The sequence below is a fragment of the Nocardia sp. NPDC051981 genome (assembly GCF_040680715.1).
In the GTDB taxonomy this organism is placed as follows: domain Bacteria; phylum Actinomycetota; class Actinomycetes; order Mycobacteriales; family Mycobacteriaceae; genus Nocardia.
Genome location: NZ_JBFAXK010000008.1, coordinates 1 through 26875 on the forward strand (window position 1 = coordinate 1; position 26875 = coordinate 26875).

26 protein-coding genes and 1 pseudogene are annotated in these 26875 nt (G+C 68.4%); 15 read left to right on the forward strand and 12 right to left on the reverse strand.

Annotation, left to right across the window (positions count from 1 at the left end; genetic code table 11):
• From AB0L60_RS16690 to AB0L60_RS16700, 3 genes and pseudogenes are all read left to right on the forward strand, one after another.
• Window positions 1-836: pseudogene (locus AB0L60_RS16690) on the forward strand (DNA-directed RNA polymerase subunit beta); the annotation flags it as partial.
• Between the two features lie 90 nt (window positions 837-926).
• Window positions 927-4880 (forward strand): DNA-directed RNA polymerase subunit beta', encoded by a 3954-nt coding sequence (locus tag AB0L60_RS16695; RefSeq protein WP_364614027.1) that lies wholly within the window; start codon window positions 927-929, stop codon window positions 4878-4880.
• A gap of 89 nt (window positions 4881-4969) precedes the next feature.
• The gene (locus AB0L60_RS16700) at window positions 4970-5218 is read left to right on the forward strand and encodes a hypothetical protein (protein ID WP_364614030.1); all 249 of its coding nucleotides are present in this window, start codon (window positions 4970-4972) and stop codon (window positions 5216-5218) included.
• 67 nt (window positions 5219-5285) lie between these two features.
• Here the strand turns inward: AB0L60_RS16700 and AB0L60_RS16705 are convergent, their stop codons facing one another.
• Both AB0L60_RS16705 and AB0L60_RS16710 read right to left on the reverse strand, forming a co-directional pair.
• Complete coding sequence (locus tag AB0L60_RS16705; RefSeq protein WP_364614033.1) at window positions 5286-5981, reverse strand: hypothetical protein; 696 nt, start codon at window positions 5979-5981, stop codon at window positions 5286-5288.
• A 129-nt stretch (window positions 5982-6110) separates the two neighbouring features.
• On the reverse strand, window positions 6111-7079 hold the full coding sequence (locus AB0L60_RS16710) for a DMT family transporter (RefSeq protein WP_364614036.1): 969 nt from the start codon (window positions 7077-7079) through the stop codon (window positions 6111-6113).
• 39 nt (window positions 7080-7118) lie between these two features.
• On the opposite strand from AB0L60_RS16710, the gene AB0L60_RS16715 reads away from it, so the two are divergent.
• On the forward strand, window positions 7119-7655 hold the full coding sequence (locus AB0L60_RS16715) for a CGNR zinc finger domain-containing protein (protein ID WP_364614039.1): 537 nt from the start codon (window positions 7119-7121) through the stop codon (window positions 7653-7655).
• A gap of 13 nt (window positions 7656-7668) precedes the next feature.
• On the opposite strand, the gene AB0L60_RS16720 is transcribed toward AB0L60_RS16715, so the two are convergent.
• Window positions 7669-8550 (reverse strand): LLM class flavin-dependent oxidoreductase, encoded by an 882-nt coding sequence (locus AB0L60_RS16720; RefSeq protein WP_364614042.1) that lies wholly within the window; start codon window positions 8548-8550, stop codon window positions 7669-7671.
• Window positions 8551-8804: 254 nt separating this feature from the next.
• Here AB0L60_RS16720 and mqo point away from each other — a divergent pair, with 254 nt between their 5' ends.
• Both mqo and AB0L60_RS16730 read left to right on the forward strand, forming a co-directional pair.
• Window positions 8805-10310 (forward strand): malate dehydrogenase (quinone), encoded by a 1506-nt coding sequence (gene mqo, locus AB0L60_RS16725; protein ID WP_364614045.1) that lies wholly within the window; start codon window positions 8805-8807, stop codon window positions 10308-10310.
• A gap of 111 nt (window positions 10311-10421) precedes the next feature.
• Window positions 10422-10913 (forward strand): DUF4442 domain-containing protein, encoded by a 492-nt coding sequence (locus AB0L60_RS16730; protein WP_364614048.1) that lies wholly within the window; start codon window positions 10422-10424, stop codon window positions 10911-10913.
• Window positions 10914-10934: 21 nt separating this feature from the next.
• On the opposite strand, the gene AB0L60_RS16735 is transcribed toward AB0L60_RS16730, so the two are convergent.
• Window positions 10935-11942: an aldo/keto reductase gene (locus AB0L60_RS16735; RefSeq protein WP_364614051.1), complete on the reverse strand. Its 1008-nt coding sequence runs from the start codon at window positions 11940-11942 to the stop codon at window positions 10935-10937.
• Window positions 11943-12107: 165 nt separating this feature from the next.
• Here AB0L60_RS16735 and AB0L60_RS16740 point away from each other — a divergent pair, with 165 nt between their 5' ends.
• Entirely contained in the window at window positions 12108-12947 is an 840-nt protein-coding gene (locus AB0L60_RS16740) for a helix-turn-helix transcriptional regulator (RefSeq protein WP_364614054.1), read from the forward strand.
• Between the two features lie 54 nt (window positions 12948-13001).
• Here AB0L60_RS16740 and AB0L60_RS16745 read toward each other — a convergent pair whose 3' ends face one another.
• From AB0L60_RS16745 to AB0L60_RS16760, 4 genes are all read right to left on the reverse strand, one after another.
• On the reverse strand, window positions 13002-13991 hold the full coding sequence (locus AB0L60_RS16745) for a pirin family protein (RefSeq protein ID WP_364614057.1): 990 nt from the start codon (window positions 13989-13991) through the stop codon (window positions 13002-13004).
• A gap of 16 nt (window positions 13992-14007) precedes the next feature.
• A complete protein-coding gene (locus AB0L60_RS16750; RefSeq protein ID WP_354836525.1) occupies window positions 14008-14322 on the reverse strand; it encodes a GNAT family N-acetyltransferase in 315 nt (104 codons plus the stop codon).
• Between the two features lie 3 nt (window positions 14323-14325).
• Window positions 14326-14808 carry a carboxymuconolactone decarboxylase family protein gene (locus AB0L60_RS16755; RefSeq protein ID WP_354836523.1) on the reverse strand — a complete coding sequence of 161 codons (483 nt, stop codon included), beginning with the start codon at window positions 14806-14808 and terminating at the stop codon, window positions 14326-14328.
• 107 nt (window positions 14809-14915) lie between these two features.
• Window positions 14916-15704 (reverse strand): alpha/beta hydrolase, encoded by a 789-nt coding sequence (locus AB0L60_RS16760; RefSeq protein ID WP_364614062.1) that lies wholly within the window; start codon window positions 15702-15704, stop codon window positions 14916-14918.
• A gap of 45 nt (window positions 15705-15749) precedes the next feature.
• Here AB0L60_RS16760 and AB0L60_RS16765 point away from each other — a divergent pair, with 45 nt between their 5' ends.
• Complete coding sequence (locus tag AB0L60_RS16765) at window positions 15750-16148, forward strand: MerR family transcriptional regulator (RefSeq protein ID WP_364614065.1); 399 nt, start codon at window positions 15750-15752, stop codon at window positions 16146-16148.
• A gap of 15 nt (window positions 16149-16163) precedes the next feature.
• Here AB0L60_RS16765 and AB0L60_RS16770 read toward each other — a convergent pair whose 3' ends face one another.
• Entirely contained in the window at window positions 16164-16625 is a 462-nt protein-coding gene (locus tag AB0L60_RS16770) for a MarR family transcriptional regulator (protein WP_364614068.1), read from the reverse strand.
• 95 nt (window positions 16626-16720) lie between these two features.
• Between AB0L60_RS16770 and ribA the strand changes: the two genes are divergently transcribed.
• Both ribA and AB0L60_RS16780 read left to right on the forward strand, forming a co-directional pair.
• Window positions 16721-17356, forward strand: coding sequence for a GTP cyclohydrolase II (ribA, locus tag AB0L60_RS16775; protein ID WP_364614071.1), 636 nt, complete (start codon window positions 16721-16723; stop codon window positions 17354-17356).
• A 41-nt stretch (window positions 17357-17397) separates the two neighbouring features.
• A complete protein-coding gene (locus tag AB0L60_RS16780; protein ID WP_364614074.1) occupies window positions 17398-18201 on the forward strand; it encodes a class III extradiol ring-cleavage dioxygenase in 804 nt (267 codons plus the stop codon).
• An 18-nt stretch (window positions 18202-18219) separates the two neighbouring features.
• Here AB0L60_RS16780 and AB0L60_RS16785 read toward each other — a convergent pair whose 3' ends face one another.
• Window positions 18220-18711, reverse strand: a complete 492-nt coding sequence (locus tag AB0L60_RS16785; RefSeq protein ID WP_364614077.1) for a MerR family transcriptional regulator — start codon at window positions 18709-18711, stop codon at window positions 18220-18222.
• Window positions 18712-18860: 149 nt separating this feature from the next.
• On the opposite strand from AB0L60_RS16785, the gene AB0L60_RS16790 reads away from it, so the two are divergent.
• On the forward strand, window positions 18861-19064 hold the full coding sequence (locus AB0L60_RS16790; protein WP_354836509.1) for a hypothetical protein: 204 nt from the start codon (window positions 18861-18863) through the stop codon (window positions 19062-19064).
• A 26-nt stretch (window positions 19065-19090) separates the two neighbouring features.
• Here the strand turns inward: AB0L60_RS16790 and AB0L60_RS16795 are convergent, their stop codons facing one another.
• Entirely contained in the window at window positions 19091-19582 is a 492-nt protein-coding gene (locus AB0L60_RS16795; RefSeq protein ID WP_364614081.1) for a histidine phosphatase family protein, read from the reverse strand.
• A gap of 225 nt (window positions 19583-19807) precedes the next feature.
• On the opposite strand from AB0L60_RS16795, the gene AB0L60_RS16800 reads away from it, so the two are divergent.
• Window positions 19808-21475, forward strand: coding sequence for an FAD-dependent oxidoreductase (locus AB0L60_RS16800; RefSeq protein WP_364614084.1), 1668 nt, complete (start codon window positions 19808-19810; stop codon window positions 21473-21475).
• Window positions 21476-21615: 140 nt separating this feature from the next.
• On the opposite strand, the gene AB0L60_RS16805 is transcribed toward AB0L60_RS16800, so the two are convergent.
• Complete coding sequence (locus tag AB0L60_RS16805; RefSeq protein WP_364614087.1) at window positions 21616-22392, reverse strand: acyl-ACP thioesterase domain-containing protein; 777 nt, start codon at window positions 22390-22392, stop codon at window positions 21616-21618.
• A 333-nt stretch (window positions 22393-22725) separates the two neighbouring features.
• Between AB0L60_RS16805 and AB0L60_RS16810 the strand changes: the two genes are divergently transcribed.
• From AB0L60_RS16810 to AB0L60_RS16820, 3 genes are all read left to right on the forward strand, one after another.
• Window positions 22726-24600, forward strand: coding sequence for a protein kinase (locus tag AB0L60_RS16810; protein ID WP_364614090.1), 1875 nt, complete (start codon window positions 22726-22728; stop codon window positions 24598-24600).
• Between the two features lie 123 nt (window positions 24601-24723).
• Window positions 24724-25698 carry an NADPH:quinone oxidoreductase family protein gene (locus AB0L60_RS16815; RefSeq protein WP_354836499.1) on the forward strand — a complete coding sequence of 325 codons (975 nt, stop codon included), beginning with the start codon at window positions 24724-24726 and terminating at the stop codon, window positions 25696-25698.
• A 60-nt stretch (window positions 25699-25758) separates the two neighbouring features.
• Window positions 25759-26871: a winged helix DNA-binding domain-containing protein gene (locus AB0L60_RS16820; RefSeq protein WP_364614094.1), complete on the forward strand. Its 1113-nt coding sequence runs from the start codon at window positions 25759-25761 to the stop codon at window positions 26869-26871.
• Window positions 26872-26875 lie beyond the last annotated feature (4 nt).

Genomic DNA, 26875 nt, shown 5'->3' on the forward strand with positions numbered 1-26875 from the left:
TCCCGCAGGAGGACATGCCGTTCCTGCCCGACGGCACGCCGGTCGACATCATCCTGAACACCCACGGTGTGCCGCGTCGTATGAACATCGGCCAGGTGCTGGAGACCCATCTGGGTTACATCGCCAAGACCGGTTGGCAGGTCGACGGTTCCCCGGACTGGGCGAAGAACCTGCCCGAGGAAATGATCGGCCAGCCCGCCGACACGAACATCGCCACCCCGGTGTTCGACGGTGCGCGTGAGGAAGAGCTGACCGGCCTGCTCGGTTCGACGCTGCCGAACCGCGACGGCGAGAAGATGATCAACGACGACGGTAAGGCCATCCTGCTGGACGGCCGCTCCGGCGAGCCGTTCCCGTACCCGGTCTCGGTCGGCTACATGTACATCCTGAAGCTGCACCACCTGGTCGACGACAAGATCCACGCGCGTTCGACCGGTCCGTACTCGATGATCACGCAGCAGCCGCTGGGTGGTAAGGCGCAGTTCGGTGGTCAGCGCTTCGGTGAAATGGAATGTTGGGCCATGCAGGCGTACGGCGCGGCCTACACCCTGCAGGAACTCCTCACCATCAAGTCGGACGACGTTGTCGGCCGCGTGAAGGTGTACGAGGCGATCGTCAAGGGCGAGAACATTCCGGAGCCGGGTATCCCGGAGTCGTTCAAGGTCCTGCTCAAGGAGCTCCAGTCGCTGTGCCTGAACGTGGAGGTGCTGTCCTCGGACGGCGCCGCCATCGAGATGCGCGACGGCGACGACGAGGACCTGGAGCGCGCCGCGGCGAACCTGGGTATCAACCTGTCCCGCAACGAGGCTGCGACGGTCGACGACCTGGCGCAGTGAGCGAACGGTCCTGGAGCGCCGAGAGGCGCTCCAGGGCAACGGATTTGAACTTTTGCTCATTCTCAACCCGAACAGGGGAAAGGAAGTTACGTGCTAGACGTCAACTTCTTCGATGAACTCCGGATCGGTCTGGCAACCGCCGAAGACATTCGCAACTGGTCTTTCGGTGAGGTCAAGAAGCCGGAGACCATCAACTACCGCACGCTGAAGCCGGAGAAGGACGGCCTCTTCTGCGAGAAGATCTTCGGTCCCACCCGGGACTGGGAGTGCTACTGCGGTAAGTACAAGCGTGTCCGCTTCAAGGGCATCATCTGTGAGCGCTGTGGTGTCGAGGTGACTCGTGCCAAGGTGCGTCGTGAGCGCATGGGCCACATCGAGCTGGCCGCCCCGGTCACCCACATCTGGTACTTCAAGGGTGTGCCGTCGCGCCTGGGCTACCTGCTCGACCTCGCGCCGAAGGATCTGGAAAAGATCATCTACTTCGCCGCGTACGTGATCACCTCGGTCGACGACGAGCTGCGCCACAACGAGCTGTCCACGCTCGAGGCGGAGATGGAGGTCGAGAAGAAGTCGGTCGCCGATCAGCGCGACGCCGACCTCGAGGCCCGTGCCCAGAAGCTGGAAGCCGACCTGGCCGAGCTGGAGGCCGAGGGCGCCAAGTCCGACGTCCGCCGCAAGGTCAAGGACGGCGGCGAACGCGAGATGCGTCAGCTGCGCGACCGCGCCCAGCGTGAGCTGGACCGGCTCGACGAGATCTGGACCACCTTCACCAAGCTGGCCAAGAAGCAGCTGATCATCGACGAGGTGATCTACCGCGAGCTGCAGGACCGCTACGGCGAGTACTTCACCGGTGCCATGGGTGCCGAGGCGATCCAGAAGCTCATGGAGACCTTCGACATCGACGCCGAGGCCGAGAACCTGCGCGAGACCATTCGCACGGGCAAGGGCCAGAAGAAGCTGCGCGCGCTGAAGCGTCTGAAGGTCGTGGCCGCGTTCCAGACCAACGGCAACTCGCCGATGGGCATGGTCCTCGACGCCGTGCCGGTGATCCCGCCGGAGCTGCGCCCGATGGTGCAGCTGGACGGTGGCCGCTTCGCGACCTCCGACCTGAACGACCTGTACCGCCGCGTCATCAACCGCAACAACCGGCTGAAGCGACTGATCGATCTGGGTGCGCCCGAGATCATCGTGAACAACGAGAAGCGCATGCTTCAGGAGTCGGTGGACGCGCTGTTCGACAACGGCCGTCGTGGCCGTCCGGTCACCGGTCCGGGTAACCGCCCGCTGAAGTCGCTGAGCGATCTGCTCAAGGGCAAGCAGGGTCGTTTCCGTCAGAACCTGCTCGGTAAGCGTGTCGACTACTCCGGCCGTTCGGTCATCGTCGTCGGTCCGCAGCTGAAGCTGCACCAGTGTGGTCTGCCCAAGCTGATGGCGCTCGAGCTGTTCAAGCCGTTCGTCATGAAGCGTCTGGTCGACCTGAACCACGCGCAGAACATCAAGTCCGCCAAGCGGATGGTCGAGCGTCAGCGTCCCCAGGTGTGGGATGTCCTCGAAGAGGTCATCTCCGAGCACCCGGTGCTGCTGAACCGTGCGCCCACCCTGCACCGCCTGGGTATCCAGGCCTTCGAGCCGCTGCTGGTCGAAGGTAAGGCCATCCAGCTGCACCCGCTGGTGTGTGAGGCGTTCAACGCCGACTTCGACGGTGACCAGATGGCCGTGCACCTGCCGCTGTCGGCGGAGGCGCAGGCCGAGGCCCGCATCCTGATGCTGTCCTCGAACAACATCCTGTCGCCGGCGTCGGGTCGTCCGCTCGCCATGCCGCGTCTGGACATGGTGACCGGTCTGTACTACCTGACTCGCCTGGAAGAGGGCGCGAAGGGCGAGTACCGCGCGGCCACCAAGGACGAGGCCGAGTTCGGCGTCTACTCCTCGCCCGCCGAGGCGCAGATGGCCGTCGACCGCGGCGAGCTGACCGTGCGTTCGCTGATCAAGATCCGCCTGACCGAGCAGCGTCCGCCGAAGGACGTCGAGGCCGAGCTGTTCCCGGACGGCTGGCAGCGGGGCGACGCGTGGATCACCAAGACCACGCTGGGCCGCGTCATCTTCAACGACCTGCTCCCGGCGGACTACGCGTTCATCGACGAGCCGATGCCGAAGAAGCGTCAGGCGGCGATCATCAACGATCTCGCCGAGCGCTACCCGATGATCGTCGTGGCGCAGACCGTCGACAAGCTGAAGGACTCCGGCTTCTACTGGGCCACCCGCTCCGGTGTCACCGTCTCCATGTCGGACGTGCTCGTTCCGCCGGAGAAGGCGGAGATCATGGAGCGCTACGAGGCGCAGTCGGATCAGATCGAGAAGAAGTACCAGCGTGGTGCGCTCGATCACCAGGAGCGCAACAACGCCCTGGTCAAGATCTGGCAGGAAGCGACCGAAGAGGTCGGTAAGGCGCTGCGCGCGCACTACCCGGCCGACAACCCGATCATCACGATCGTCGACTCGGGCGCGACCGGTAACTTCACCCAGACTCGTACCCTCGCCGGTATGAAGGGTCTGGTTACCAACCCGAAGGGTGAGTTCATCCCGCGGCCGATCAAGTCCTCCTTCCGTGAGGGCCTGACGGTTCTGGAGTACTTCATCAACACCCACGGTGCGCGAAAGGGTCTGGCCGACACCGCGCTTCGTACCGCCGACTCGGGTTACCTGACCCGTCGTCTGGTGGACGTGTCGCAGGACGTCATCGTGCGCGAGACCGACTGTGGCACCGAGCGCGGCATCGTGGTGCCGATCGCGGAGAAGCAGGCCGACGGCTCGCTCATCCGGGACGCCCACGTGGAGACCAGCACCTACGCTCGCACGCTGGCCACCGACGCGGTGGACGCGAACGGCAATGTCGTCGTCGAGAAGGGCCACGACCTGGGCGATCCCGCCCTGGAGGCGCTGCTCGAGGCCGGCATCACCGAGGTGAAGGTCCGCTCCGTGCTGACCTGCACCACCGGCACCGGCGTGTGTGCCACCTGCTACGGCCGCTCGATGGCGACCGGCAAGCTGGTGGACATCGGTGAGGCCGTCGGTATCGTCGCCGCCCAGTCCATCGGTGAGCCCGGTACCCAGCTGACCATGCGTACCTTCCACCAGGGTGGTGTCGCGGGTGACGACATCACGGGTGGTCTGCCCCGAGTGCAGGAGCTCTTCGAGGCTCGTGTGCCCAAGGGCAAGGCCCCCATTGCCGAGGTGTCGGGTCGCGTGCGGCTCGAGGACGACGACCGCTTCTACAAGATCACGATCATCCCGGACGACGGGTCGGACGAGGTCCTGTACGACAAGCTGTCGAAGCGTCAGCGTCTGCGGGTGTTCAAGCACGAGGACGGCTCCGAGCGTCTTCTGGCCGACGGTGACCACGTCGAGGTCGGTCAGCAGCTGCTCGAGGGCTCGGCCGATCCGCACGAGGTGCTGCGCGTGATGGGTCCGCGTCAGGTGCAGGTCCACCTGGTCCACGAGGTCCAGGAGGTGTACCGCTCGCAGGGTGTGTCCATCCACGACAAGCACATCGAGGTGATCGTCCGCCAGATGCTGCGCCGCGTCACCATCATCGATTCGGGTGCGACCGAGTTCCTCCCGGGTTCGCTGGTGGAGCGCGCCGAGTTCGAGTCCGCCAACCGCCGCGTGGTCGCGGAGGGTGGCGAGCCCGCCTCGGGTCGCCCGGTGCTGATGGGTATCACCAAGGCGTCGCTCGCGACCGATTCGTGGCTGTCGGCGGCCTCCTTCCAGGAGACCACCCGCGTGCTCACGGACGCCGCGATCAACTGCCGCTCCGACAAGCTGATCGGCCTGAAGGAGAACGTGATCATCGGTAAGCTGATCCCGGCCGGCACCGGCATCAACCGGTACCGCAACATCCAGGTTCAGCCCACCGAGGAGGCCCGCCAGGCCGCGTACGCTGTCCCGTCCTACGACGACAGCTACTACAGCCCGGACGGCTTCGGCACCTCCACCGGTGCCGCGGTCCCGCTGGACGACTACGGCTTCAGCGACTACCGCTGAGCCTGGTAGGCAGTCAATAGGATTCGGCCCCCGCTTCACATCGAAGTGGGGGCCGAATCATTTGCGCTGCCTTCGGTTTCGAAGCTGCGATGCCGACCATCGGCTATCAACGGTTACCTGTCGGCTTTGGGGATCAATCCGCACGTATGGCCGCCGCCGAGCACATCGACGAGCCGATTCGTACGCGGCTGGTGTCTGTACCCGTGCCTCCGTCCGGTGGTTTCACCGCCGAGGACCTGTTCGAACTACTGCCAGAGGGCGGATATGCGCCCACCGGCAGGGTGAAGGTTGATCGCCCGTTCCCCATCGACATCGAATTGCCCGAGGTCACTTGGTAGTTCATGTACCCGCAGGTCGGCCCGCGCTCTGACGAGGAGCGCGGGCCGACTTGTGCTGCGGGGCGGGTCAGTTCGCCGGTTGGGGGGCGGCCGGGAGGGCGGCGAAGACCGGGCGGAAGAGGTTGCCGGTGCCGGGGGCGAGGGTGTCGGCGTAGCTGAGGGCCGCGTCGGTGGCCTGCTGGCCGCCGGACATCTGGAGTCCGATGGCGCCGCCGACCACGCCGCCGACCACGGCGAGCAGGGGAGCGGTGATGAAGTCGAGGACGAACAGGCCGACGGGGAAGCCCGCGATGAAGCCGATGGTGGCGCCGATGGCCGCGCCGGTGGCTACCGCGGGGAGGTTGGCCTGGACGACGTCGAAGAAGTGCTGCTGGGCATCGACCTCACGGACCGGGGTGTCGGATTCCGCGATGGGGGTGAGGGTCAGCCGGCGGTTGTCCTGATCGATCGCCGGGGTGAATTCGGCTGTCCTGCCGCCGATGTCGTACTTCAGGGGGACCGTGGAGACCAGGACGCCGTCGTCGTTGGTCACGATGACGGCGTCGCCGTCCCAGGTGGCGAGGAAGTGCCCGGCCTGCAGGGTGCTGACGGCGGCGCGATGGTCGGCGGTGAGGGCCACGTCATAGCCGATGTTGTGATCGATGCCCTTGATCTGCAGGGCGGGTTGCTCCGGAGCCTGCGCCGGTTCGGCGGTTGCGGTGCCCGCGACCGTGGTCGCGGTCAGGCAAAGCAGGGCGGGCGCAATGTATTTGGTTATAGCCATCGTGGTTTTCCTCGAGTTGCGGACTGGTTCCCCGACATTTGCGACAAACTACCGTTATCAACTCGAGATGTGAAGGGTTGTGGCGCACAAGGGCAATCGATGAATCGAATCGGCAGGTCAGCGCCGGTGTCAGGAGTGCGGTGTGACGCTCGCGAGCGGGTCGTCCGCGGGCTCGCCCAGCCGGACCACCACCACGCCGATGAGAATCAATGTGCCACCGAGCAATTGGATCGGCGCGGGCGCCTGACCGAGCAGCGCCCAGGAGAACAGAATGGCGGCCAGCACCTCGCCGAGCGCCGCGAAGGACGCCAGCCGGGAGCCGAGCAGCCGGGTGGCGGCAATGCCGGTCACGTACGAGACGGCGGCGGTGATCACGCCGAGCGCGAGCAGCGGCGCCCACCAGTCCACCGTGAAGCCCTGGAACGCTACGGAAGTGGTGGTGGCGTGCAGCGGCACGATGCCGATCAGCCCGGCCGCCAGAATGCCGAGCCCGCCGACCAGCAGTCCGCCGGTGGCCAGCACGGTGCCGGGTACCTGATCTCCGGCGTGCGCGGACAGGATGAAATACGCTGCCGCGCCGACCATCGCGCCCAGCGCCCAGGTGACGCCGACCCAGCTGGTAGCCGTCCCGGAGTTCAGGTCGAGCACCAGGATCAGGCCGGTCACGCCGATGGCCGCGCCGAGAATGGTTGCGCGCCCGGGCTTCTGGCTGTGCCGCAGCCACAGCCACATCACCACCGCGATGGGTGCGGTGTATTCGATGAGCAGCGCCACCGCGACATCCATGTGTGCGACGGCATTGAAATAGGCCAGCTGCGCGGTGGCGACGGCCAGCAGGCCGTAGCCCACGAGCAGAGCGGCGTTGCGGCGCAGCAGGTTCCAGTCGCCGCGCAGCTGCCGCGCGGCCACGGGCAGCAGCACCAGCGCGCCGAGTAGTACGCGCACGATGACCACGGCGGCCGGACTCCAGCCGGCGTCTATGAGCCCGCGGGCCAGCGGGCCGGAGAGCCCGAACGCGGACGCCGACAGCGCGGCGCAGAGCAGTCCGGAGCGCAGCCGGTGCGACACCGCCGGACTGTCATGAGTCAAAGTGGCCATGACAAATGACGCTAGGTGGCCCGGGTGTAATCTGTCAAAGTGATTTTCGCTGATGACACGGTGGCGGCCATGGCGGCGGCGGTCGAACTGGTGAACTCGGCCGAGGACCCGGACACCCTGACCGAGATCGCCCAGCTGGACGAGTTTTTCGTCAAGCACGGCTATACCGGCGTCCATGCCCGCACGCGGGCGGAGCTGACGGCCGTCCGCGCCCAGCGCGCCCCGCTGCGCCGCCTGCTCACCGCCGACCGCGACACCGCGGTCGATCTGGTGAACGCCATCCTGGCCGAGCATCGCGCGGTGCCGCGGCTGGTCCGCCACGACGGCCTCGACTACCACATCCACGCGGTGCCGCCCGAGGCTCCGCTGGATGTCCGCATGGCCGTCGAGACCGCCATGGCCATGATCGACCTGATCCGTGCCGGCGAGCTGTCCCGGCTCGCCATCTGCGCCGACGAGACCTGCGCGGGCATCGTGCTGGACCTGTCCCGCAACCGTTCCCGCCGCTACTGCTCGACGGCCTGCACCAACCGCAATGCGGTCGCGGCCTACCGGGCTCGCAAGATGGTCGGCTGAGCCCGCGGGACGGTCAGCCGATCACGTCGGCGAGCCGATCCACCTGATCGGCGTCGCGGCCGTAGCAGTACAGCATCACCTCGTCCGCTCCGAGATCGCCGAATTGCCGGATGGCGTCGCGGATTTCGCCGGGCGTGGTCAGCATGCCGCCGACCATGAAGTCGGCGTGGCCGGAGAATTCGTAGTACGCGCCCATGGACGCGCGGGCGTCGTCGAGCACGGCATCCGGGCCGAGCGCGACATTGACCTGGGCCACGATGCGGGGCGCGCCGGTGCGGCCGTGGTCGCGCGAGGAACGGCGGACGGTGTCGAAGAGCCCGCCCGCCCAGGAGGGCGCGGCGGCCGCGAGGAAGCCGCCGCCCCAGCGGCCGACGCGTTCCAGCGCGGCGGGCTGGAAGCCGCCGAAGAGCAGTTCCGGGCCGGGGAGCGAGCTCGGTGCGGGGCCGATGGGCCCGCAGGTGGAACTGAACGGTTTGCCCGCCCAGAGGTCGCGCATGAGGCCGATCTGCTGATCGAGGCGGCGGCCGCGAGTGTGCAGGTCGGTGCCGGAGGCCTCGTGGTCGTCGGCGCGCCCGCCCACGCCGAGGCCGAGCACGAAGCGCCCGCCGGACAGCACATCCAGGGTGGCGGCCTGTTTGGCGAGCAGTGCGGGATCGCGCAGGGGCGCGATGAGGACCTCGGTCTGCAGCTTGACGCGGCTGGTCGCGCCGGCGAGCACGCCGAGGGTGACCAGCGGTTCGGGATTGTCGTAGACCAGCCGATCGAGCAGGCCGAGGGTGGAGAAGGGGCCGGCGTCGGCGCGGCGCGCCCAGTCGAGCAGGGCGACAGGATCGGAAATGGGAAGTCCGAGACCGATGTGCATGGGGATGACCTCCATGGAGAGATGAGTGGGCACAACTGCACTGCCGCCCACTCCGCGCCTCTCCGGAGGCGGATGCTCTCATTCTGCGGCACAACTTCTGGAGAGCATCTCTTGGATTGTGGCCAATATAGGACGCTTTCGAACAATGTCGCAACCCGGCCGGTAGCTCCGGGTGCGCGGGGCGGGGTTCGGCGATAATGTTGCTGCGCCGCCCTGGCGGGCCGGTGGATGGTGCTAGCGTGCCCGTACGCTGTACGAGTTCAATCGGGGTTTTCCAGGTAATGACGATGAGAACACAACTGCCGCTGCGGCCCTACGATGTCGTGCTGATCGGCGGCGGCATCATGAGCGCGACGCTCGCGATGCTGATCAAGCATCTGGAACCCAGCTGGACCATCGGCGTGTACGAGCGATTGCCCGAGGTGGGCTCCGAAGCGTCGGCGGCCTGGAACAATTCGGGCACCGGTCATGCCGGACTGTGCGAACTCGATTACACCACCGAGAATCCCGACGGCAGTATCGATATCGAGCCGGCGCTCGAGCTCAATGAGCAGTTCCAGCTCACCCGGCAGCTGTGGGCGTCGCTGGTGGAATCCGGGGTGCTGCGCAAGCCGGAGACCTTCATCAATCCGGTTCCGCACCTGACGCTGGCGCGCGGGCAGCAGGAAGTGGATTTTCTGCGCCGTCGCCACGAAACCATGTCCGCGCATCACCTTTTCGCGAATATGCGATTCAGCGACGATCCGGAGGTCATTGCCGACTGGGCTCCGCTGATCACCCGGGGCCGTGACGCCGCCGAGCCGATCGCCGCGACGCGGGATATCACCGGTAGCGATGTGGATTTCGGCGAACTGACCGGCCAGCTGTTCCATTGGCTGCGCTGGCAGGATGTCGAGATTCACCGCAATTGCGAGGTGCGCGGGCTGCGCCGCAACAATGACGGCACCTGGCAGTTGCGGGTCGACTGGCGTACCGACAACGACCGCCTCACGCGAAAGGTGGACGCCCGTTTCGTATTCGCGGGCGCGGGCGGGTGGGCGCTGAAAATTCTGCAGCGGGCCGGTCTTCCGGAAGTGCACGGTTACAGCCTGCTGCCGGTCAGTGGTCGATTCCTGCGCTGCGACAATCCCGCCGTGGTGGCCGAGCACGACGGGAAGGTCTACGGCAGCGCACCCTCGGGTGCGCCGTCGTTTGCCATGCCGCACTTGGATACCCGGGTGGTGAACGGCGATCGCGCGCTGCTGTTCGGTCCCTACGCGGGGGCGAATCCTCGTTTCCTGAAACGGGGTTCGGTCTTCGACGCCGCGGGGGCGGTGCGGCCGGGCAATGCGGGCCCGATCGCGGCCATGCTGAAGTCGAATCCCGAGCTGATGCGGCTGCTGGTGGCGCAGCTGGCCTCGACCCGGAAGAAGAAGCTCGCCGCGCTGCGGGAGTTCGTCCCCGAGGCGCGCGCCGAGGACTGGACCCTGGTCACCGCGGGTCAGCGCGCCCAGCTGGTGAAGCCGGATCCCGAGCACGGCGGGGTGCTGGAGTTCGGTACGGAAGTCGTTGCCGCGCAGGATGGTTCGATCGCCGCGGTGCTGGGCGCGACACCGGGTGCGTCGACCGCCCCGGTGATCCTGCTCGAGGTGCTGGAGCGCTGCTTCCCGCGCTACTCCCGGCTCTGGGAGCCGCGGTTGCGCGAGCTGATGCCGACGCTGGGGCAGAGCCTGGCCAAGGATCCGCGGCTGGCGCGCCAGACCATGGCCCGGACCGCGGAGGCGCTGGGGCTGGCCGGCCGGGTGGTGGGCTGATCCGGCGGGAAGCCGCCGTGGACGCGTGGCAGGAAGCTGCCGTGGACAAAGCCGCGCCCGGCCCGGTATGAAATTGGAACAGGTTTCAATTCTGGCCGGGCAGGAGAGGCGATGGACAGCGCTACCAAGGACGAGGCGAACGCCGCCATGGGCGAGATGGTGATGGCGGGCTTCCAGAAGCTCGGCTTCATCCAGTTCACCGGTATCGAGGGCGTGCACTACGCCCCGGGCCGCAATGTGGTCCGCATGGCCGCGCGTCCCGAGCACTTCAACCACAATGGCGATATCCACGCCGCCCTGCTGTTCGGCCTGGCCGAGACGGCCGCCATGGGCGCGTCCATCTCCGGCATCGTGGACCTGCTCGGCGATACCTTCATCGTCGCCCGCGACGGCCGTATCGAATACCTGGCCCGTGCCAAGGGCGAGGCGGGCCCGTTCAGCGCCACCGCCGAGCTGACGCCGGAGACCATCGCCGAGACCCGCGCGAACATCGAATCCCGCACCGAGATCGAGCTCGAGGTACCGGTGACGATCGCCGACGTCACCGGCAAGCCCGTGGCCCGCGCCGCCTTCACCGCGGTGATCCGGCCGCGCCGGAAGTGATTCCGGCTCCAGCGAGGTGACTCAGCGCTCGCTGTCGAGCATGGCCATCTGCGCGGGCGCGTAGCGGCCGCCCGCCACCTGTTCGGCGGGCACGGCCGCCTCGATGGTGGCCAGCTCGGCATCGGACAGCCGAATGTCCACCGCCGTAACGGCTTCGGCCCAGCGCCCCGGCTTCCGCGCGCCGATCAGCGGCACGATGTCCGTGCCCCGCGACAGCACCCAGGCAATGGCCAGCTGGGCCACGCTCACCTGGTGCTCGGCCGCGATCTTCGCCAGCGCGTCGACCAGGCGCAGGTTGGCGTCGAGGTTCTCGCCCTGGAAACGCGGGCTGTGCGCCCGGAAATCGGAGGGTGCGAACTGCTGCCCGGGCCGCAGCGAATCGCTCAGCAGGCCGCGCGAGAGCACCCCGTACGCGGTGATGCCGATACCGAGTTCCCGTGCGACGGGCAGGATTTCGGCCTCGATGCCGCGCGAGACCAGCGAGTATTCGATCTGCAGGTCCACGATCGGGTGCACGGCCGCCGCGCGGCGCAGCGTCTCCGCGCCCACCTCGGACAGGCCGATGTGGCGGATGTAGCCGGCCTGCACCAGCTCCGCCAGGCCGCCGATGGTCTCCTCGATCGGAATGTTCGGGTCCAGCCGGGCGGGCCGGTAGATGTCGACGTAGTCGGTGCCCAGTCGCTGCAGGGAGTAGGCGAGGAAGTTCTTGGTGGCCGCGGGCCGGGTGTCGACGCCGCCGAAGCTGTTGTCGGGTCCGCGCAGCGCGCCGTACTTCACGCTGAGCGTGATGTCCTCGCGCTTGCGGTCGGCCAGCGCCTGCCGGATGAGCAGTTCGTTGTGGCCCATGCCGTAGAAGTCGCCGGTGTCGATGAGGTTCGCGCCCGAGTCGAGGGCGGCGTGCACGGTGGCGATCGAGACGGCGTCGTCGGCCGTGCCGTACATGCCGGACATCCCCATGGCCCCGAGGGCCAGGCGGGAGACGGCGGGCCCGGTCTTGCCGAGCTGAACGGTGCTGAGGTTCGTGGTCATGCCGATAACGCTGCGCCTCCGCGGCGGGGTCCGGGAGAGGAGCGTTCATCCAGGGATCGCCGATCCCTGGTAACCGCCGGTGGACGGCTGGGGCGGAATTCGCGCGGCGCAGACTGGGATCGCCGGTACCTGGCTAGCGGGCCGGGGACGGGGGACAGTGGTGAGGTGGATCGAACCGAGCTGGCCGACTTCCTGCGCCGCCGCCGTGAGCAGCTGCAACCCGCCACCGTCGGGTTGCCGCCGGGCGCGCGCCGCCGCACCCCCGGCCTGCGCCGCGACGAGGTCGCCATGCTCGCGGGCATGTCGACCGACTACTACACCCGGCTGGAGCAGGCCCGCGGCCCGCGCCCGTCCGTGCAGGTGCTGGCGTCGCTGGCGCGGGCGCTGCGGCTGACCGACAGCGAGCGCGACCACGTCTACCACCTGTCCGGCCATCAGGCCCCCGCGCGCGGCGGCGACAGCCACGTGGGACCGGGCCTGCTGCACCTGCTCTCGAAGCTGGACGACACCCCGGCCGTGGTCATCTCGGACCTGGGTGAGGTGCTGGTGCAGAACCGCATGCACACCCTGCTGTCCGGGGACTACTCGCAGCGGCGCGGGCTGGATCGATGCATCCCGTGGCGCTGGTTCACCGAACCGGGCTCCCGTGCCATCTTCCCGCCGGAAGACTGGGAAGCCATGAGCCACAAGCATGTCGCCGATCTGCGCGCGGTCTCCGCCCGTCGCGCCGGCGACGTCGACGTGACCGAGCTGGTGGCCCGGTTGCGGGCCGCCAGCCCGGAGTTCGAGCGGCTGTGGAACGAGCACGAGGTGGGTACCGGAACCGGTCACATCAAGCGCATGGTGCACCCGGAAGTCGGTGTGCTGGAGCTGATCTGCGAACCGCTGCTCACTCCCAGCGCCACCCGGCACGTGCTGATCTACTACCCCGCGCCCGGCACCGACACCCAGGAGAAGCTGGATCTGTTGCGGGTCATCGGAACTCAGTCGATGACCAGCCGCTGACTGCCGGCGGCAACGAGATCGGCCCCGAACCAATGCGCTTCGGGGCCGACCCTGTCACTCGTGCGGTATGCCGCAGCGGCGCTTGCGCGGTTTCAGATGCAGCCCCGGCAGCGGCGGCGCCGGGATCCGCTGGTCCGGCGTGTGCCCGGCGATATCGGCGAATCGGCCGACATCGTGCTTCTCCCAGTCGTTGCGGGCCTGTTCGATCTCCTCATGGCTGCGGGCCACGAAGTTCCACCACATGACCAGATCCTCGCCGAACGGTTCACCGCCGAGCAGCAGCAGATGCGCGCCGCCCGTGGAGTCGTGCAGCCGGAGGGACTCGCGGTCGCTGCCCAGATAGAACAGGCTGCCGGGCGCGACGTCGGTGTCGTCGACGCGGAGCCCGCCCGCGATCACCAGCACCGCGTGCTCGAAGTCCGGATTCAGCGGCAGCGTCACCGCCGCGCCCGCCTCGAGCCGCAGATCGGCGCCGACGATCGGGGTGTAGGCCCGCGCCGGCGAGGTGGCCCCGTCGAGCGAGCCCATCAGGACGACGCCGTGCAGCCCCGGCAGCGTGAACTCGGGCAGGTCCCGATGCTGCTCGAAATGCGGTGCGATATCCCGGGATTCGTCGGGCAGTGCCACCCAGAGCTGGAGCCCGTGACCCGAGATGTGGCCCGGCACTCGATATTCCGAGTGCGCGATGCCGCGTCCGGAGGTCATGAGGTTCAGCTGCCCGGGTGCGATCTCCACATCCGAGCCCACACTGTCGCGGTGGCGGATCCGCCCGTCCAGCGGCCACGTGACCGTTTGCAATCCGATATGCGGATGCGGGTCGATGTCGTGCCCCTCCGGGTTGGCGGGCGAGCCGCCGTCGAAATGGTCCAGGAAGCACCATGCGCCGACCGTCGGCAGGTCCCGCTGCGGCAGCGACCGGAAGACGGTCACCCCGCGCACGCCACCCAGCGGCACCTCGCGGGCCGGGAAGAACTCGGCGCGTGGCCCGGGCCGCCCCGACGATTCGCACAGCGCCTCTTCCGGCCGTGGCTCCAGATCACTCATGCCCGCTCCTCCCTGCTCACCGCTTGATGCCCTTGCCCACCACGTATTCGTCGTATTCCGGGTGCTTGTCCAACCAGCCCTTGATGAACGGGCAGCGTGCCACGATGACGCGGCCGCGGGCGATCACATCCTTGATCGCCTCCTGCGCGAGCAGATTCGCCAGGCCCTTGCCGCTGAATTCCTGATCCACCTCGGTATGAATGAAGGTGGTGTCGTTGTCGTCGCGCTCGCGGTACTCGCTGAACCCGGCGAGCGAATTCCCGTACCACACCTCGTACCGGTGTTGCGCGTCGTTACGAACGACTGCGGCCGTCACGGCCTGTTCGCTCATTGTTCAGTTCTCCTTCCGCACCCGCACCGGATGTCTGCTCATAATCGACACGCGATTGAACGCGCCGATAGTGGTCGCAGCCCAGATGAGAACGGACATCTGGTCATCCGACAAATGTTGCCGCGCAGCAGCATACTCACGCTGCATGGTCTCCTCATCCGGCAATGAAGTGACCGTCTCGGCCACCGAGAGTGCGGCCTGCTGCAGTTCCGTGAACAGGTACGGACTGCGGCGCCAGGCAGTCAGGACATCCAATTGCTGCTGGGTGACGCCGGCTTCACGGGCGTACCGGGAATGCAGGTCCAGGCAGAACGGGCAACCGGTGAGCTGGGAGACGCGGACATTCACCAATTCCATGACCGCGCGGTCCAGATCGGCGGCCGCGGCGGCGTTCCGCACGGCGAACGCGACGCTGTTGAGTTCGCGGAAGACCTCGGGCGTCTGCTTGTCGATCCACACCCGGTCGTGAGTTACAGGCGACTGCATAGTGGCTGCATCGTAAGCCGAGAATGTGAACCGTGCCTTCTGGTCTGAAAATTGGCGTTTCAGACCAGGGTCTTCCGCGTGAACTCACCAGGGTCTTCCGCGTGAACTCAGCGTGCCGCGGCCGCCCGCTGGCGGGCGAAGAAGTCGAGGACGGCCGCGTGCCAGGCATCGGGCTGCTCCACCATCACGACATGCCCGCCCGGAAGCTCGGTGTACTCGGCCCCCGGAATCCCGGCGGCCTGCTCGCGGGCGTTGGCCGGATCGCAGAGCAGATCGCCGGCGAGCCCGATGACCAGCGTCGGCACCGCCACCTGCGGCAGGTCGGCGCGCACGTCGGTGTGCTCGATCAGCGCCGCCTGCGCGGCGGTGCCGCCGGGGATGTTCGCGGCGGTCCGCGCCAGGATCTCCGAAAGCTGCTCTTCGGGAAGGGCATTCACGAAGTCCGCGCTGAACCCGGCGAGCAGGGCGAACCGCGCGAAGGATTCGCGGTCCCCGGCGGCCAGGGCGCGCTGCCACAGTTGGATGTTCAGCCGCGACCGATTGTCGGGCCGGGCGAAGCCGCCGGTGAGCACCAGCCCGTGCACCCGCTCCGGATGCCGCACCGCCGCCCGGATGGCCACCGCGGTGCCGAGGGAGAAGGCGACGATCGAAAAGGTCTCGGCCCCGCGAGCCGCCGCCTCGGCGACCAGGGCGTCGGCGAGGGAGTCCAGGGTGAGTGGAGTGTCGTCGGCCGGGTAATCGGAACCGATGACCAGGTGATCGGTGGCGAGCAGGGGAATCAGGCCGCCGAAGTTGGCGTCGATGCCGCCGCCTCCGCCGTGGGCCAGCACGATGGCGGGGCCGGAACCGGAGACCTGCGTGGTGAGGACCGGGCTTTCGGGAGAAATGTTCGTCATGGCGGCGACGTTAGGGATTCACATGGGTGTGAAGGTCAACGCGATGTGCGGGAGGTCACAGTGCTGATCGGCGAACTGTCCCGGGCCACCGGGGTGCCCGCCCGGCTGCTGCGCTACTACGAGGAGCAGGGACTGCTTGTCCCGCACCGGGATTCGAACGGCTACCGCAGCTACCCGGCGACCGCCCCGGATCGGGTCGCCCGCATCCGCGAACTCCTCGACGCCGGACTGCCCACCCGCGATATCCGGGAACTGCTGCCCTGCGCCACCGAATCCGGCTTCCAGCACTGTGATCACTCCCGGCAGGTGGTGAGCGACGGCCTGGATCGCCTCGACGACCAGATCGCCGAGCTGACCCAGCGCCGCATGCTGCTGGCCCGGCAGCGGGACGCGGTCCTGGCCGCGCCCTACGACCCGAATCCCGGTGTGGCCGAGGCGTCCTGAGTCGACTCGGAACGGTTACGCGGTTTCTTCCCGGAGACGGCGGCTGACCTCGGTGAAACCCGCTGCCACAGCGGCCAATTGCTCGGGAGTGAAGGCGTCGACGAAGAATTCGCGCACCGTCTCGACGTGGCCCGGGGCGGCCTGCTCGAGGCGCTCGCGTCCGGTGTCGGTGAGGCGGGCGTAGACCGCGCGCAGATCGGTGCGGCAGTTGCGGCGGGTCACCAGGCCCGCCTTCTCCAGCTGGTCGATCTGGTAGGTGAGCTTGCTCTTGGAGTTGAGCAGGGTCGAGGCCAGTTCGGTCATGCGCAGTTCGCCGTCGGGGGCGGCGGCGAGGCGGACCAGGATCTCGTATTGCAGGTGGGAGAGTCCGGAGTCCCGCTCGAGCTGTCTGCCGAGTCGGCGTTCCAGCAGGCTGGAGGCGCTCAGGAAGGCCAGCCAGGCCGCCCGTTCCTCCTCGTTCAGCCAGCGTGGACTCATCTGCCCAGGTTACAGCCGGTTGTTCGGGTTGGAATAACCTCCGGCCCCCTGCGGTTCAAATTTGAACGAACTGGTCACTGGCCTCAGGAGCAATCATGAGCAGCACCTTCGTCGGCGCAAGCGTCCGCACCCGCGTGCGGATTCCGCTGACCTTCGCCGACGGCTACTCGACGACCGCACAGGCGGTCACCTTCGACGGCCTCGCCGACGGCCGCGAGCACGTCGCCCTCGTCCTCGGTGAACCCGACCTCGGACCGGACGGGCCGGCCACGCCGCTGGTGCGGTTGCACTCCGAATGCCTCACCGGCGACGTCTTCGGCTCCGCCCGCTGCGATTGCGGACCGCAGCTGCGCGAGGCCGTCGAGCTCATCTCCGGCGCCGGCGGCCTCCTGCTCTACCTGCGTCAGGAGGGCCGCGACATCGGCCTCTACAACAAGCTCGACGCTTACGCGCTGCAGGACTCGGGCCTGGACACCTACCAGGCCAATACCGAACTCGGCTTCGACGAGGACGCCCGCGACTACACCGCGGCCGCCCAGATGCTGACCGCCCTCGGCGTCGGCGAACTCGACCTGCTCACCAACAACCCCGACAAGGTCCGCCAGCTGACCGCGCTCGGCGTGACGGTGCGCGATACCGTCCCCACCGGCGTCCACGCCACCCCCGACAACCTGCGCTACCTGCGCGCCAAGGCCGAGCACACCGGGCACACCATCCGGCTCGTCGGCTGAGCCGACCATCCAGCTCCGTGGCTGAGACCGAAAGGAATCCCATGTCCCAGGCCGTGACTCACGAGCGGACCGACCGCATGCCGGTGCTCTACCTGAGCCACGGCGCACCGCCCCTGGCCGACGACCCGATCTGGCCCGGCCAGCTCGCCGCCTGGTCGGCCGAACTGCCCCGGCCCACCGCCATTCTGGTGGTCTCCGCGCACTGGGAAGACGCGCCCGTCACCCTCGGCGCGACCACCACCGTGCCGCTGCTCTACGACTTCTGGGGCTTCCCCGAGCACTACTACCGGGTCCGCTACGCCGCCCCTGGTGCGCCGGACCTGGCCGCGAAAGTCCGTGCGCTGCTGGGCCGTCCAGGGCAGCCGGTGCACGAGGCGCCGACCCGCGGCCTCGACCACGGTGCGTACGTGCCGCTCGTCGAGATGTACCCCGATGCCGACATCCCGGTCCTGCAGCTGTCCCTGCCGACCCTCGATCCGGCCGGCCTCTACGACCTGGGCCGCCGTCTCACCCCACTGCGTGACGAGGGCGTCCTCATCCTCGGCAGCGGCTTCTTCACACACAACCTGCGTGAGGCGAACTTCTCCATGCCGGCCGACTTCGCGCCCGGCTGGTCCCGGGAATTCGACCACTGGGGTGACGAGGCACTGGCCGCCGGCGACATCGATGCCCTGCTGGACTTCGAGCACACCGCCCCCGATGCTCGCCGCGCCCACCCGCGCACCGAGCATTTCGCGCCGCTGTTCGTGACCCTCGGCGCGGGCGCGGACGAACTGGCCACGCAGCACACCGCCATCGACGGCTTCTGGTACGGAATGGCCAAGCGCTCCATCCAGATCGGCTGATCCCGGCGGAGCCGGCGCTCAGTTCCCTTGGCGGGCAGCGCCGTTCGACCCGACCCGGGCAGCGCCGTTCGACCCGACCGGCGGATCACACGTCTGTCCGCCGCCGTAGAGCTCGATCTTGTAGTCCAGGACCACCAGGGTGGATTGCAGTTCCTCGATCTGGGCGAGCACTTCGGCGCGCGTTCGCCGGAACATCTCGAGCCGCTCCGGATAGGTGTGCTCCCCGGCCCGCACCAGCTCCGCGTACTTGACCATGTCGGCCACCGACATGCCCGTGCGCCGCAGCTTCCCGATGAATGCCAGCCAGCCCAGATCCCGATCGCTGAACCGGCGCTGGCCGGAGTGGTCGCGGCCCACGTAGTCCATCAGGCCGATGCGCTCGTACCAGCGCAGGGTGTCCCGGGTCAGGCCGCACCGATCGGAGACCTCGCCGATCGAATATCGCGGCCGTTCGTGCTCCACGGTGTCCTGCGGTGCCGGATTGCGCTGTTGTACCGGTGCTGCGCTCATCGGTCTCGCCCCTTCCTGCCGAACCATCCACGACGTTAATGGGTTGGAGTGCACTCCAAGCAAGCCTACGGGCGTGCGATGTCGAGGGCGTGGTGCGCGAAGTTTCGATGTGCGGCTCGACCGGCCCGTTTCGCGCCTACCCTGGGGTCATGGCTGGAAAAGACGTGGATCGGATCAGGGCCCGCTCGGCCCTGGAGACGGCCAAGGAACAACCGGTGATCACGGCCATTGCCGCGCTGCCCGTGGTGGCGGTGCTGGGCGTGGTGTGGTGGCTGCTCGGCTTCTGGCCGGCGCTGCTGCTCCTGCTGATCTTCGGCGGTGTCGTGGTGTGGAAGGGCAAGCTACTCGGCTGAGCCCGGCCCTGCCGAGGGAGCCGGGCCTACCGCGGCACGTGGAATCGCACCAGTTCACCCGTGCCCGGGTCGGCGGCTGCCCAAGGGCGGTCGAACTCGATGACCGCCAGCGCCGAGGTGGGGAATTTCGCGCTCATCTCCCCGGCCGGGCCGGAATGCCGGTTGGCCGCCAATTCCCATGCCGTCCAGGGCATTCCGGGGGAATGGCCGATGACCAGCAGGGTTTCCACGGCATCGTCGGTGAGTTGCAGCATCTCGATGATGATGTGCGGGGACGCCTCGTAGATCGAGCTCTCGAACGTCACCGGCGCGGTGATGCCGGTGGCTGCCAGGGTCTCCCGCGTTCGCGTCGAAGTGGAACAGAGGACAGCGTCGATCTCCGGCTGGGTGGCGCGCAGCCAGTCACCCGCCAGCGCCGCCTCGCGCCGCCCGCGCGGGGCCAGGGGCCGCTCGTGGTCCTGCACGCCCTCGGGGTATCCGGATTTGCCGTGCCGCATCAGGATGAGAGTCCGCACCATAGGCATTACGGTAGGGGGCCTCGAGTGCGCCCGGGAGACCGGTCTCACAGCGGCGCGCGCCGGTGCCGACGTGAGACAGTGCTCACACTCGAGGCACACTGAAGGTGGCGACACATCGCAGTGCCGACACCCGATGGAACGCCGCCTATATTAGAACGTGTTCTACCGACCCTGCTCGAGCCCGAGCGGAGTATTACACGCGACAGTTTCGAGGATCTGCGAGATATGGCCTATGTGATCACGCAGCGTTGTTGCAACGACGCCAGCTGCGTACCCGAGTGTCCGGTCGATTGCATTCGTCCCACGCCCGAGCAACGCGAGTTCGCCACCACCGAGCAGCTCTACATCGACCCGGACACCTGCATCGATTGCGGCGCCTGCGTCGACGCCTGCCCGGTCGACGCGATCTTCTCCGAGGACGACCTGCTCGCCTCGCTGGCGCGCTTCCGCGATATCAATGCCGCCTACTTCCAACGGCATCCGCTGGAGTCGAACTTCGAGCCGCTGGTCGCGCCGTCCCGGGCGCCCAAGGAACTGGGCACGCTGCGGGTCGCCATCGTCGGCGCGGGCCCGGCCGCCTGCTACGCCGCCGAGGAGCTGCTGCGCCGCGCCGATGTCGAGGTGGAGCTGTTCGACCGGCTGCCCACCCCGTACGGCCTGGTGCGCGCGGGCGTCGCCCCCGACCACCCGGGCACCAAATCGGTGGCCGGCCTGTTCGAGTCGGCCTTCCGGCGCGAGGCGCTGCAGTACCGGTTGAATGTCGAAGTCGGCAAGCACATCTCGCACGAGGAGCTGCTCGTCCACCACCACGCCGTCATCTACGCCGTCGGCGCGGCCACCGACCGCCACCTCGGCATCCCCGGCGAGGACCTGCCCGGCAGCCACTCCGCCACCGAGTTCGTGGCCTGGTACAACGGCCACCCGGACTTCGCCGACCGCGAATTCGACCTCTCCGGCGAGCGCGCGGTCATCGTCGGCAACGGCAATGTGGCGCTCGACGTGGCCCGTGTGCTCACCGTCGACCCGGACGAGTTGGCCAAGACCGATATCGCCGACCACGCCCTGGATGCGCTGCGCCGCAGCAACATCAAAGAGGTCGTGGTCATGGGCCGCCGCGGTCCGCTGCAGGCCGCCTACACCTCGCCGGAGTTCCTGGCGCTCACGCACCTGAAGGGTGTCGACATCATCGTCGACCCCGAGGACCTGGTCCTGGACCCGGCCTCGCAGGCCGAGCTGGACGACCCGCAGGTCGAGCCCTCGCTGCAGCTCAAGTACACCCTCGCCCAGGAATACGCCGCCGGTTCCCGCAACCCGGACAACAAGCGAATCGTATTCCGCTACCTGGTCTCTCCCACCGCCATCACCGGCGACGGCAAGGCCGAGGCGGTCGAGTACGTGCACAACGAGCTGGTCGAGGAGAACGGCCGCACCGTGGCTCGCGCCTCGGACCGCACCGGCACCGTCGAGGCGTCGCTGGTGCTGCGCTCCATCGGCTACAAGGGCGAGCCCGTCGCGGACGTCCCCTTCGACGAGTCGCGCGGCGTCATCCCCAATGACAAGGGCCGAGTCCTGGCCGCCGGCAACCCGGTTGCGGGCGTCTACGTCTCCGGCTGGATCAAGCGCGGCCCGCGCGGCGTCATCGGCTCCAACCGCGTGGACTCGCAGGAGACCGTCGACCAGCTCATCGAGGACTTCACCCAGGGCAAGCTCGCTGCCCCGCAAGCCGGCCGCGCCGCGCTGGAGGCCCTGCTCTCCGAGCGCCAGCCCGACCAGATCGGCCGGGACGGCTGGAAGGCCATCGACGCCGCCGAGAAGACCGCGGGCAAGTCCGCTGGCCGCCCGCGCGTGAAGTTCACCAGCGTCGAGAACCTCCTCAAGGCCGCCAAGGGCTAGACCCAACTCCAGGGCTCTCAGGGCACGCACCAATGGCTGTGGCCCACCTGTAATGGGTGGGGCACAGCCGTTTTCGCGGTTGTTGGGGGCAGTATCGAATTCAGTTGGGCGGTACCGGATTCAGCTGGGCAGCACCGAATTCAGCTGGGCAGCGGCCCGATGCGCACCGCCGTGGTCGTCACCCCGCCCACCACGAACCACAGCCGCAGCGCCGCCGGATGCTCGGTCCGATCGCCCGGCTCATACCGGCTACGCACGCTGATGTGCTGGCGCGCCAGCACCGGCGCCACGTACTCGATGACCGCGCGATGCGGCCCCGCCACCAGCTTCGGGTAGTCGACCAGGTACTGCTCCACCGCCTGCCAGTAGGCCGCGTTGTTCACGTGGTTGTACTGGTCGATATCGGTGGCGCGCACCGGGAACGGCAGATCCACGTCCGATTCCGGCGGCGTGGGGTCGGTGAGCCAGGGCCGCCAGCGCAGCCGGTGCTGATCGGTGGTGCGGGCGAGCTCGGCCAGGCCCTCGTCGCTGATCCGGGTCGGCATATTGGTGAACTCGTTGATATTGATCCAGAACCCTTCGGTCTCGATCAGGCCGCCGTTCTCGCTGGTGATCCGCACCCGCATATTGGTCCACCGCGTCGACATGGCCGAACACCAGCGCCGCAGTTCCACCCGGTCCGGCCAGTGGATGGGCCGCACCACGTCCACCACGGTGCGCCGCACGATCCAGGCCGGATCCGTTCGATGGAAGAATCCGGATTGCATTTCCTCCCAGGCGATGTCCTGGAGGTAGCGGGCCACGGCATCGAATCGCAGCCGTTGATAGGGATCCACGTCGCCGGCTCGGACGGGCCACGCGGAAGCGAAGCCCATGCCCTCCTGGGGAAGCGGGGCGAGTGGCTCTTCGAGTGACACTGGTGCTCCTCGCGCTGCACGGTGTGCCGCATGTCTTTCCAAAAGCACCGGTGAGGTGCCTACTGACCGAAGTCCGTGACATGACTCTACGGGTCGTGCGGGACACACTCACGTCGAGTCATCTGTACTTCTGTTCGGGGAACGACAGTGTTTCTCGGCTGTGGAGATCAGTCCAGCCGAAAGGGAAACGGCACTGCTCGGGGCTTGACGGGGTCATCGCGCACTGTCGCGGTCATCGGCGGAACGACTGTGCCGCGATCGAGGGAATGACACTGCGTCGCACGGCCCGTAGCCTTCCTGTTGTATATCCAGCGGCAGGGAGGACGACGCAGGGTGGCCGCAGGGGCGAGGGCCGGTTCGCGGTTCGGGCAGTACGAGTTGCGGCGGCTGCTCGGGGTCGGCGGCATGGGCGAGGTCTACGAGGCCTACGACACGGTGCGCGACCGGGTGGTCGCGGTGAAACTGCTGGATGTCGACCTGGCGCGGCAGCCCACCTACGTCGAGCGCTTCCGCCGCGAATCCCGTACCGCCGCCAAACTCCAGGAACCGCACGTCATTCCGGTGCACGACTGGGGCGAGGTGGACGGCGTCCTGTTCATCGACATGCGGCTCGTGCGCGGCCGCGACCTCAAGGCCTACCTGCACGACGAGGGCCCGATGGCGCCCGAGCAGGCCGTCACCGTGGTGGAGCAGGCGGCCGCCGCACTCGACGCCGCCCACGAGGGCGGGCTCGTGCACCGCGACGTCAAACCCGCCAATATCCTGCTCACCGGCGAAACCTTTGCCTACCTGGTGGATTTCGGCATCGCGCACACCGAGTCCGACGTCCAGCTCACCCAGACCGGCAATGCCATCGGCTCCTTCGCCTACATGGCCCCGGAACGCTTCGAGCACAATGCCTCGGTCTCGCCGGGCGCCGACATCTACGCGCTGGCCTGCGTGCTCTACGAATGCCTGACCGGCGGGCCGCCGTTCCGGGTGGAGGGCAATCTCGCCACCATCCGGGCCCACATGCTCACGCCCCCGCCGCGGCCCAGCGTCCGCGCCGGGGTCCCGGTCGGCCTGGACCAGGTGGTCGCCATCGGCATGGCCAAGGATCCGACCCGGCGCTACGCCACCGCCGGGCAGCTCGCCCGCGCCGCCCGGGCCGCATTGATGCGGGCCGGCCACGGCGAGCCCACCCGCACCACCGTGGCGCCCGCCCCGCCGACCATCGGCTCCCCGGCCGTCCCGCCCGGGCATTCCGGGCCGAACTACCTCGACCAGCCGTCGAGCTCCGTCGAATACCCGCGTCCCGGTCGTCCGGCCGGGCCCGGCGAAGTCCCCGGGGCCGGTCACCCCTCGGGCCAGGTGGACTACGCCCGGGGAACACAGCCCCCGGTGCACCATTCGGGACCGCAGCAGCTTTCCGGACCGGTGGATTACCCGCGCGACGGCCAGGTTTCCGGCCCGGTCCCCGCCGGGCCGGGCAACAACGAACCGACCGTCCTGCGCAGGGCTCCCGCCGGGCCGGCCGGGTATCTGCCCGGCCACGGGTCGTACGCGAACCCGGCAGGGCCCTACGCGAACCAAGCCGCGCCTTACGTGAACCAGGCCGCGCCCTACGAGAACCCGGCCCTGCCCCGTGAGCACCCTTCCTCGCCGCTGCCGTTGCCGCCCGAAGGACGCAACAATGTGCCGCTGCTGGTGGGCGCGCTCATCGGGGTGGTCCTGGTGCTGGGCGCGGTGCTCGCGTGGGCACTGTTGTCCGGCAGGACCGGTGGCAACGATGCCGGCGGCGTCACGACGGTCACCGGTCCGGCGCAGACCACCGCGGCGTACAGCTCCATGACCACCGCGCGCACGACCGTCCCGACCACCACCCTGGTCCCGCTCACGGGCACCGTATCCAGTACGGACACACAGGGTTTCACCGCGCAGCCGCCGCGCTGCAATGCCGGCGACCCGGCCATGGCCATCGGCCGCACCGACAAATCGCGCCTGGTGGTATGCCGCACCGCGACCGGCCGTTTCTACTACAAGGGCGTCCGCATCAGCGACAACGCGGGCATTCAGCTCGACGACCCGGTGCCCGACGGCACCGGCGGCTTCACGGTCACCAATCCCACCGACGACACGCAGTACCGGATCACCGCCTACAGCCTGGTCATCACCACCGGCGGTCAGGTCGCGGCCAATGAGTCCATGATCGAATACGCCCATCGCTGAGCCTCGGCGGCCGAATTCCTTCGTGCCCGCCGAATGATGTTGTTGCTCTCAGCCGTCCGCTGAAGGCGCGGGGTGCTACGTTCGGCTGGTATCCGCCGGTGAATTGATCGGAGTTGATCGAGAATGCGCGCAGCCGTGGTGAGCAAGCTGGAAGGCCCGGAGGCCATCGAGGTTCTCGAGATTCCCGAGCCGGCGGGGTATCCGGGCGGCGTCGTCATCGACGTGCACGCGGCCGGGATCGCCTTCCCCGATGTACTCATGACCCGCGGCCTGTACCAGATGAAGCCGCCGCTGCCCTACGTCGTCGGCTGCGAGGTCGGCGGCATCGTGCGCGAGGCGCCGGAGGGCTCGCATGTGCGACCCGGCGACCGGGTGGTCGCGCTGACCCTGCTCGGCAACGCGGCCGCGGAAGTCGCGGTGGCGCCGGCGGAAATGGTCTTCAAACTGCCCGACAATGTCTCGCTGGAGTCCGGGGCGGGCGTGCTGTTCAACGACCTGACCGTGCACTTCTGCCTCCGCAACCGCGGTCGCCTGGCCCCGGGGGAGACGGTGCTGGTGCACGGCGCCGCCGGCGGCATCGGCACCTCCACGCTGCGCATGGCGCAGGCATTGGGCGCCGGGCGCGTCGTCGCCGTGGTCAGCACGGAGGAGAAGGCCGAGGTCGCGCGGGCCAACGGGGCCACCGACGTGGTGCTCACCGACGGCTGGCTGGCCGCGGTCAAGGAACTCACCGGCGGCCGCGGCGTCGACATCGTGCTCGACCCGGTCGGCGGCGACCGCTTCACCGACAGCATTCGCTCGCTGGCTTCGGCCGGGCGGCTGCTGGTGGTCGGCTTCACCGCGGGCGACATCCCCACCGTCAAGGTGAACCGCCTGCTGCTCAAGAACGTCGAGGTGGTCGGCGCGGCCTGGGGCGAGTGGGTCATGTCCCACCCGGGCTACCTGCAGGAACAGTGGGCCGAGGTGGAACCGCTGCTCGCGAACGGCAAGATCACCCCGCCGGAGCCCGTCCTCTACGCCCTCGCGCACACCGCGGAGGCGGTCTCCGCCCTCGACAAGCGCACCGCCACCGGCAAGGTCGTCGTCACCCTCCGCTGACCCGGTTCGCCCGGCGCGATCGCGCGCGCACCGCGTCCGGCTCCCGTAGCGTCACCGATCGTGAAGCTGTCCAACCGGGTGCTGAACCGGACCCTGCTCGCGCGTCAGCATCTGCTCGAGCGGTCCGGGCTCGGCGTGCACGAGCTGTGTGACCACCTCATCGGCCTGCAGGCGCAGGACATGCTGCCGCCGTTCGTCGCATTGTGGAGCCGCACAGCCGATTTCGATCCCGAGACGGTGTCGAAGGCCCTCGACGATCGGTCGCTGGTGCGAATCACCCTGATGCGCGGCACCATTCACCTGGTCACCCCGCCCGACGCGCTGCGCATCGCCCCGCACATCCAGCCCGAACTCGAAAAGATCCCCTTCCGTAAGGGTTTCAACTTCGGCGCGCTGGTCGGCCTGGATCCCGAGGAGGTGCGCGCGCAGGGGGATGAGGTACTCGGCGACGAGCCGACCCCCGCCGCGACGCTGCGCGAACACGCCGCCACCCGGTACCCGGACCGCGATACCGGCGCGATCGTGCAGGCCTGGCTCTACCAGCTCCCCGTTCTGCAGACCCCGCCCCGCGGCCGGTGGGGCGACAGCAGCCGCCCGGTCTGGTCCCGCGTGCAACCCTGGCTCGGCGCATCCCTCGACCCCGGTTATCCGCTCGAGGAACTGCTGCTGCGCTATCTGCGCGCCTTCGGCCCCGCCACCACCATGGACATGCAGACCTGGTCCAAGCTCACCGGCATGAAGAAGGCCGTCGAGAAGCTCGGCGACCGGGTCCGCACCTACACCGACGACCGCGGCCGCACCCTCTACGACGCCGCCGACGCCACCCTCGCCGACCCGGACCTGCCCGCCCCCGTCCGCCTGCTCGGCTGGTACGACAACGCCATCCTGTCCCACCAGGACCGCACCCGCATCGTCCCCGACGGCAATGCCCCGCCCCTGCGCGCCTTCGCCAACCAGGTCTCCCCGATCCTGATCGACGGCTTCCTGTCGGGCGTCTACAAGGTGTTCGCCAGGGGGGACACCGCGTCGCTGCGGATCAGCCCGCACGCCGGCTGGTCCCGCGCCGACCGGGCCGCGGTGGAGGCGGAAGCCGCTGCCCTGCTGTCCTTCTCGGAACCGGACCGCAAGCCCGTCATCGAAATCCTCGATCCCGGAGCGGACCTGCGCCCCTGACCGT

What these genes read in the sequence shown, in the direction of transcription:
- AB0L60_RS16735 (WP_364614051.1), bottom strand. Translation starts at nt 11,942, where the DNA reads ATGACCACGAACCTCAGCACCGTTCAGCTCGGCAAGACCGGGCCCGCC.
- AB0L60_RS16785 (WP_364614077.1), bottom strand. Translation starts at nt 18,711, where the DNA reads ATGAGCGCAGCACCGGTACAACAGCGCAATCCGGCACCGCAGGACACC.
- ribA (WP_364614071.1), top strand. Translation starts at nt 16,721, where the DNA reads ATGAGCAGCACCTTCGTCGGCGCAAGCGTCCGCACCCGCGTGCGGATT.
- AB0L60_RS16790 (WP_354836509.1), top strand. Translation starts at nt 18,861, where the DNA reads ATGGCTGGAAAAGACGTGGATCGGATCAGGGCCCGCTCGGCCCTGGAG.
- AB0L60_RS16700 (WP_364614030.1), top strand. Translation starts at nt 4,970, where the DNA reads ATGCCGACCATCGGCTATCAACGGTTACCTGTCGGCTTTGGGGATCAA.
- AB0L60_RS16815 (WP_354836499.1), top strand. Translation starts at nt 24,724, where the DNA reads ATGCGCGCAGCCGTGGTGAGCAAGCTGGAAGGCCCGGAGGCCATCGAG.
- AB0L60_RS16755 (WP_354836523.1), bottom strand. Translation starts at nt 14,808, where the DNA reads ATGCAGTCGCCTGTAACTCACGACCGGGTGTGGATCGACAAGCAGACG.
- AB0L60_RS16795 (WP_364614081.1), bottom strand. Translation starts at nt 19,582, where the DNA reads ATGGTGCGGACTCTCATCCTGATGCGGCACGGCAAATCCGGATACCCC.
- AB0L60_RS16800 (WP_364614084.1), top strand. Translation starts at nt 19,808, where the DNA reads ATGGCCTATGTGATCACGCAGCGTTGTTGCAACGACGCCAGCTGCGTA.
- AB0L60_RS16760 (WP_364614062.1), bottom strand. Translation starts at nt 15,704, where the DNA reads ATGACGAACATTTCTCCCGAAAGCCCGGTCCTCACCACGCAGGTCTCC.
- AB0L60_RS16750 (WP_354836525.1), bottom strand. Translation starts at nt 14,322, where the DNA reads ATGAGCGAACAGGCCGTGACGGCCGCAGTCGTTCGTAACGACGCGCAA.
- AB0L60_RS16745 (WP_364614057.1), bottom strand. Translation starts at nt 13,991, where the DNA reads ATGAGTGATCTGGAGCCACGGCCGGAAGAGGCGCTGTGCGAATCGTCG.
- AB0L60_RS16770 (WP_364614068.1), bottom strand. Translation starts at nt 16,625, where the DNA reads ATGAGTCCACGCTGGCTGAACGAGGAGGAACGGGCGGCCTGGCTGGCC.
- AB0L60_RS16705 (WP_364614033.1), bottom strand. Translation starts at nt 5,981, where the DNA reads ATGGCTATAACCAAATACATTGCGCCCGCCCTGCTTTGCCTGACCGCG.
- AB0L60_RS16780 (WP_364614074.1), top strand. Translation starts at nt 17,398, where the DNA reads ATGTCCCAGGCCGTGACTCACGAGCGGACCGACCGCATGCCGGTGCTC.
- mqo (WP_364614045.1), top strand. Translation starts at nt 8,805, where the DNA reads ATGAGAACACAACTGCCGCTGCGGCCCTACGATGTCGTGCTGATCGGC.
- AB0L60_RS16730 (WP_364614048.1), top strand. Translation starts at nt 10,422, where the DNA reads ATGGACAGCGCTACCAAGGACGAGGCGAACGCCGCCATGGGCGAGATG.
- AB0L60_RS16710 (WP_364614036.1), bottom strand. Translation starts at nt 7,079, where the DNA reads ATGGCCACTTTGACTCATGACAGTCCGGCGGTGTCGCACCGGCTGCGC.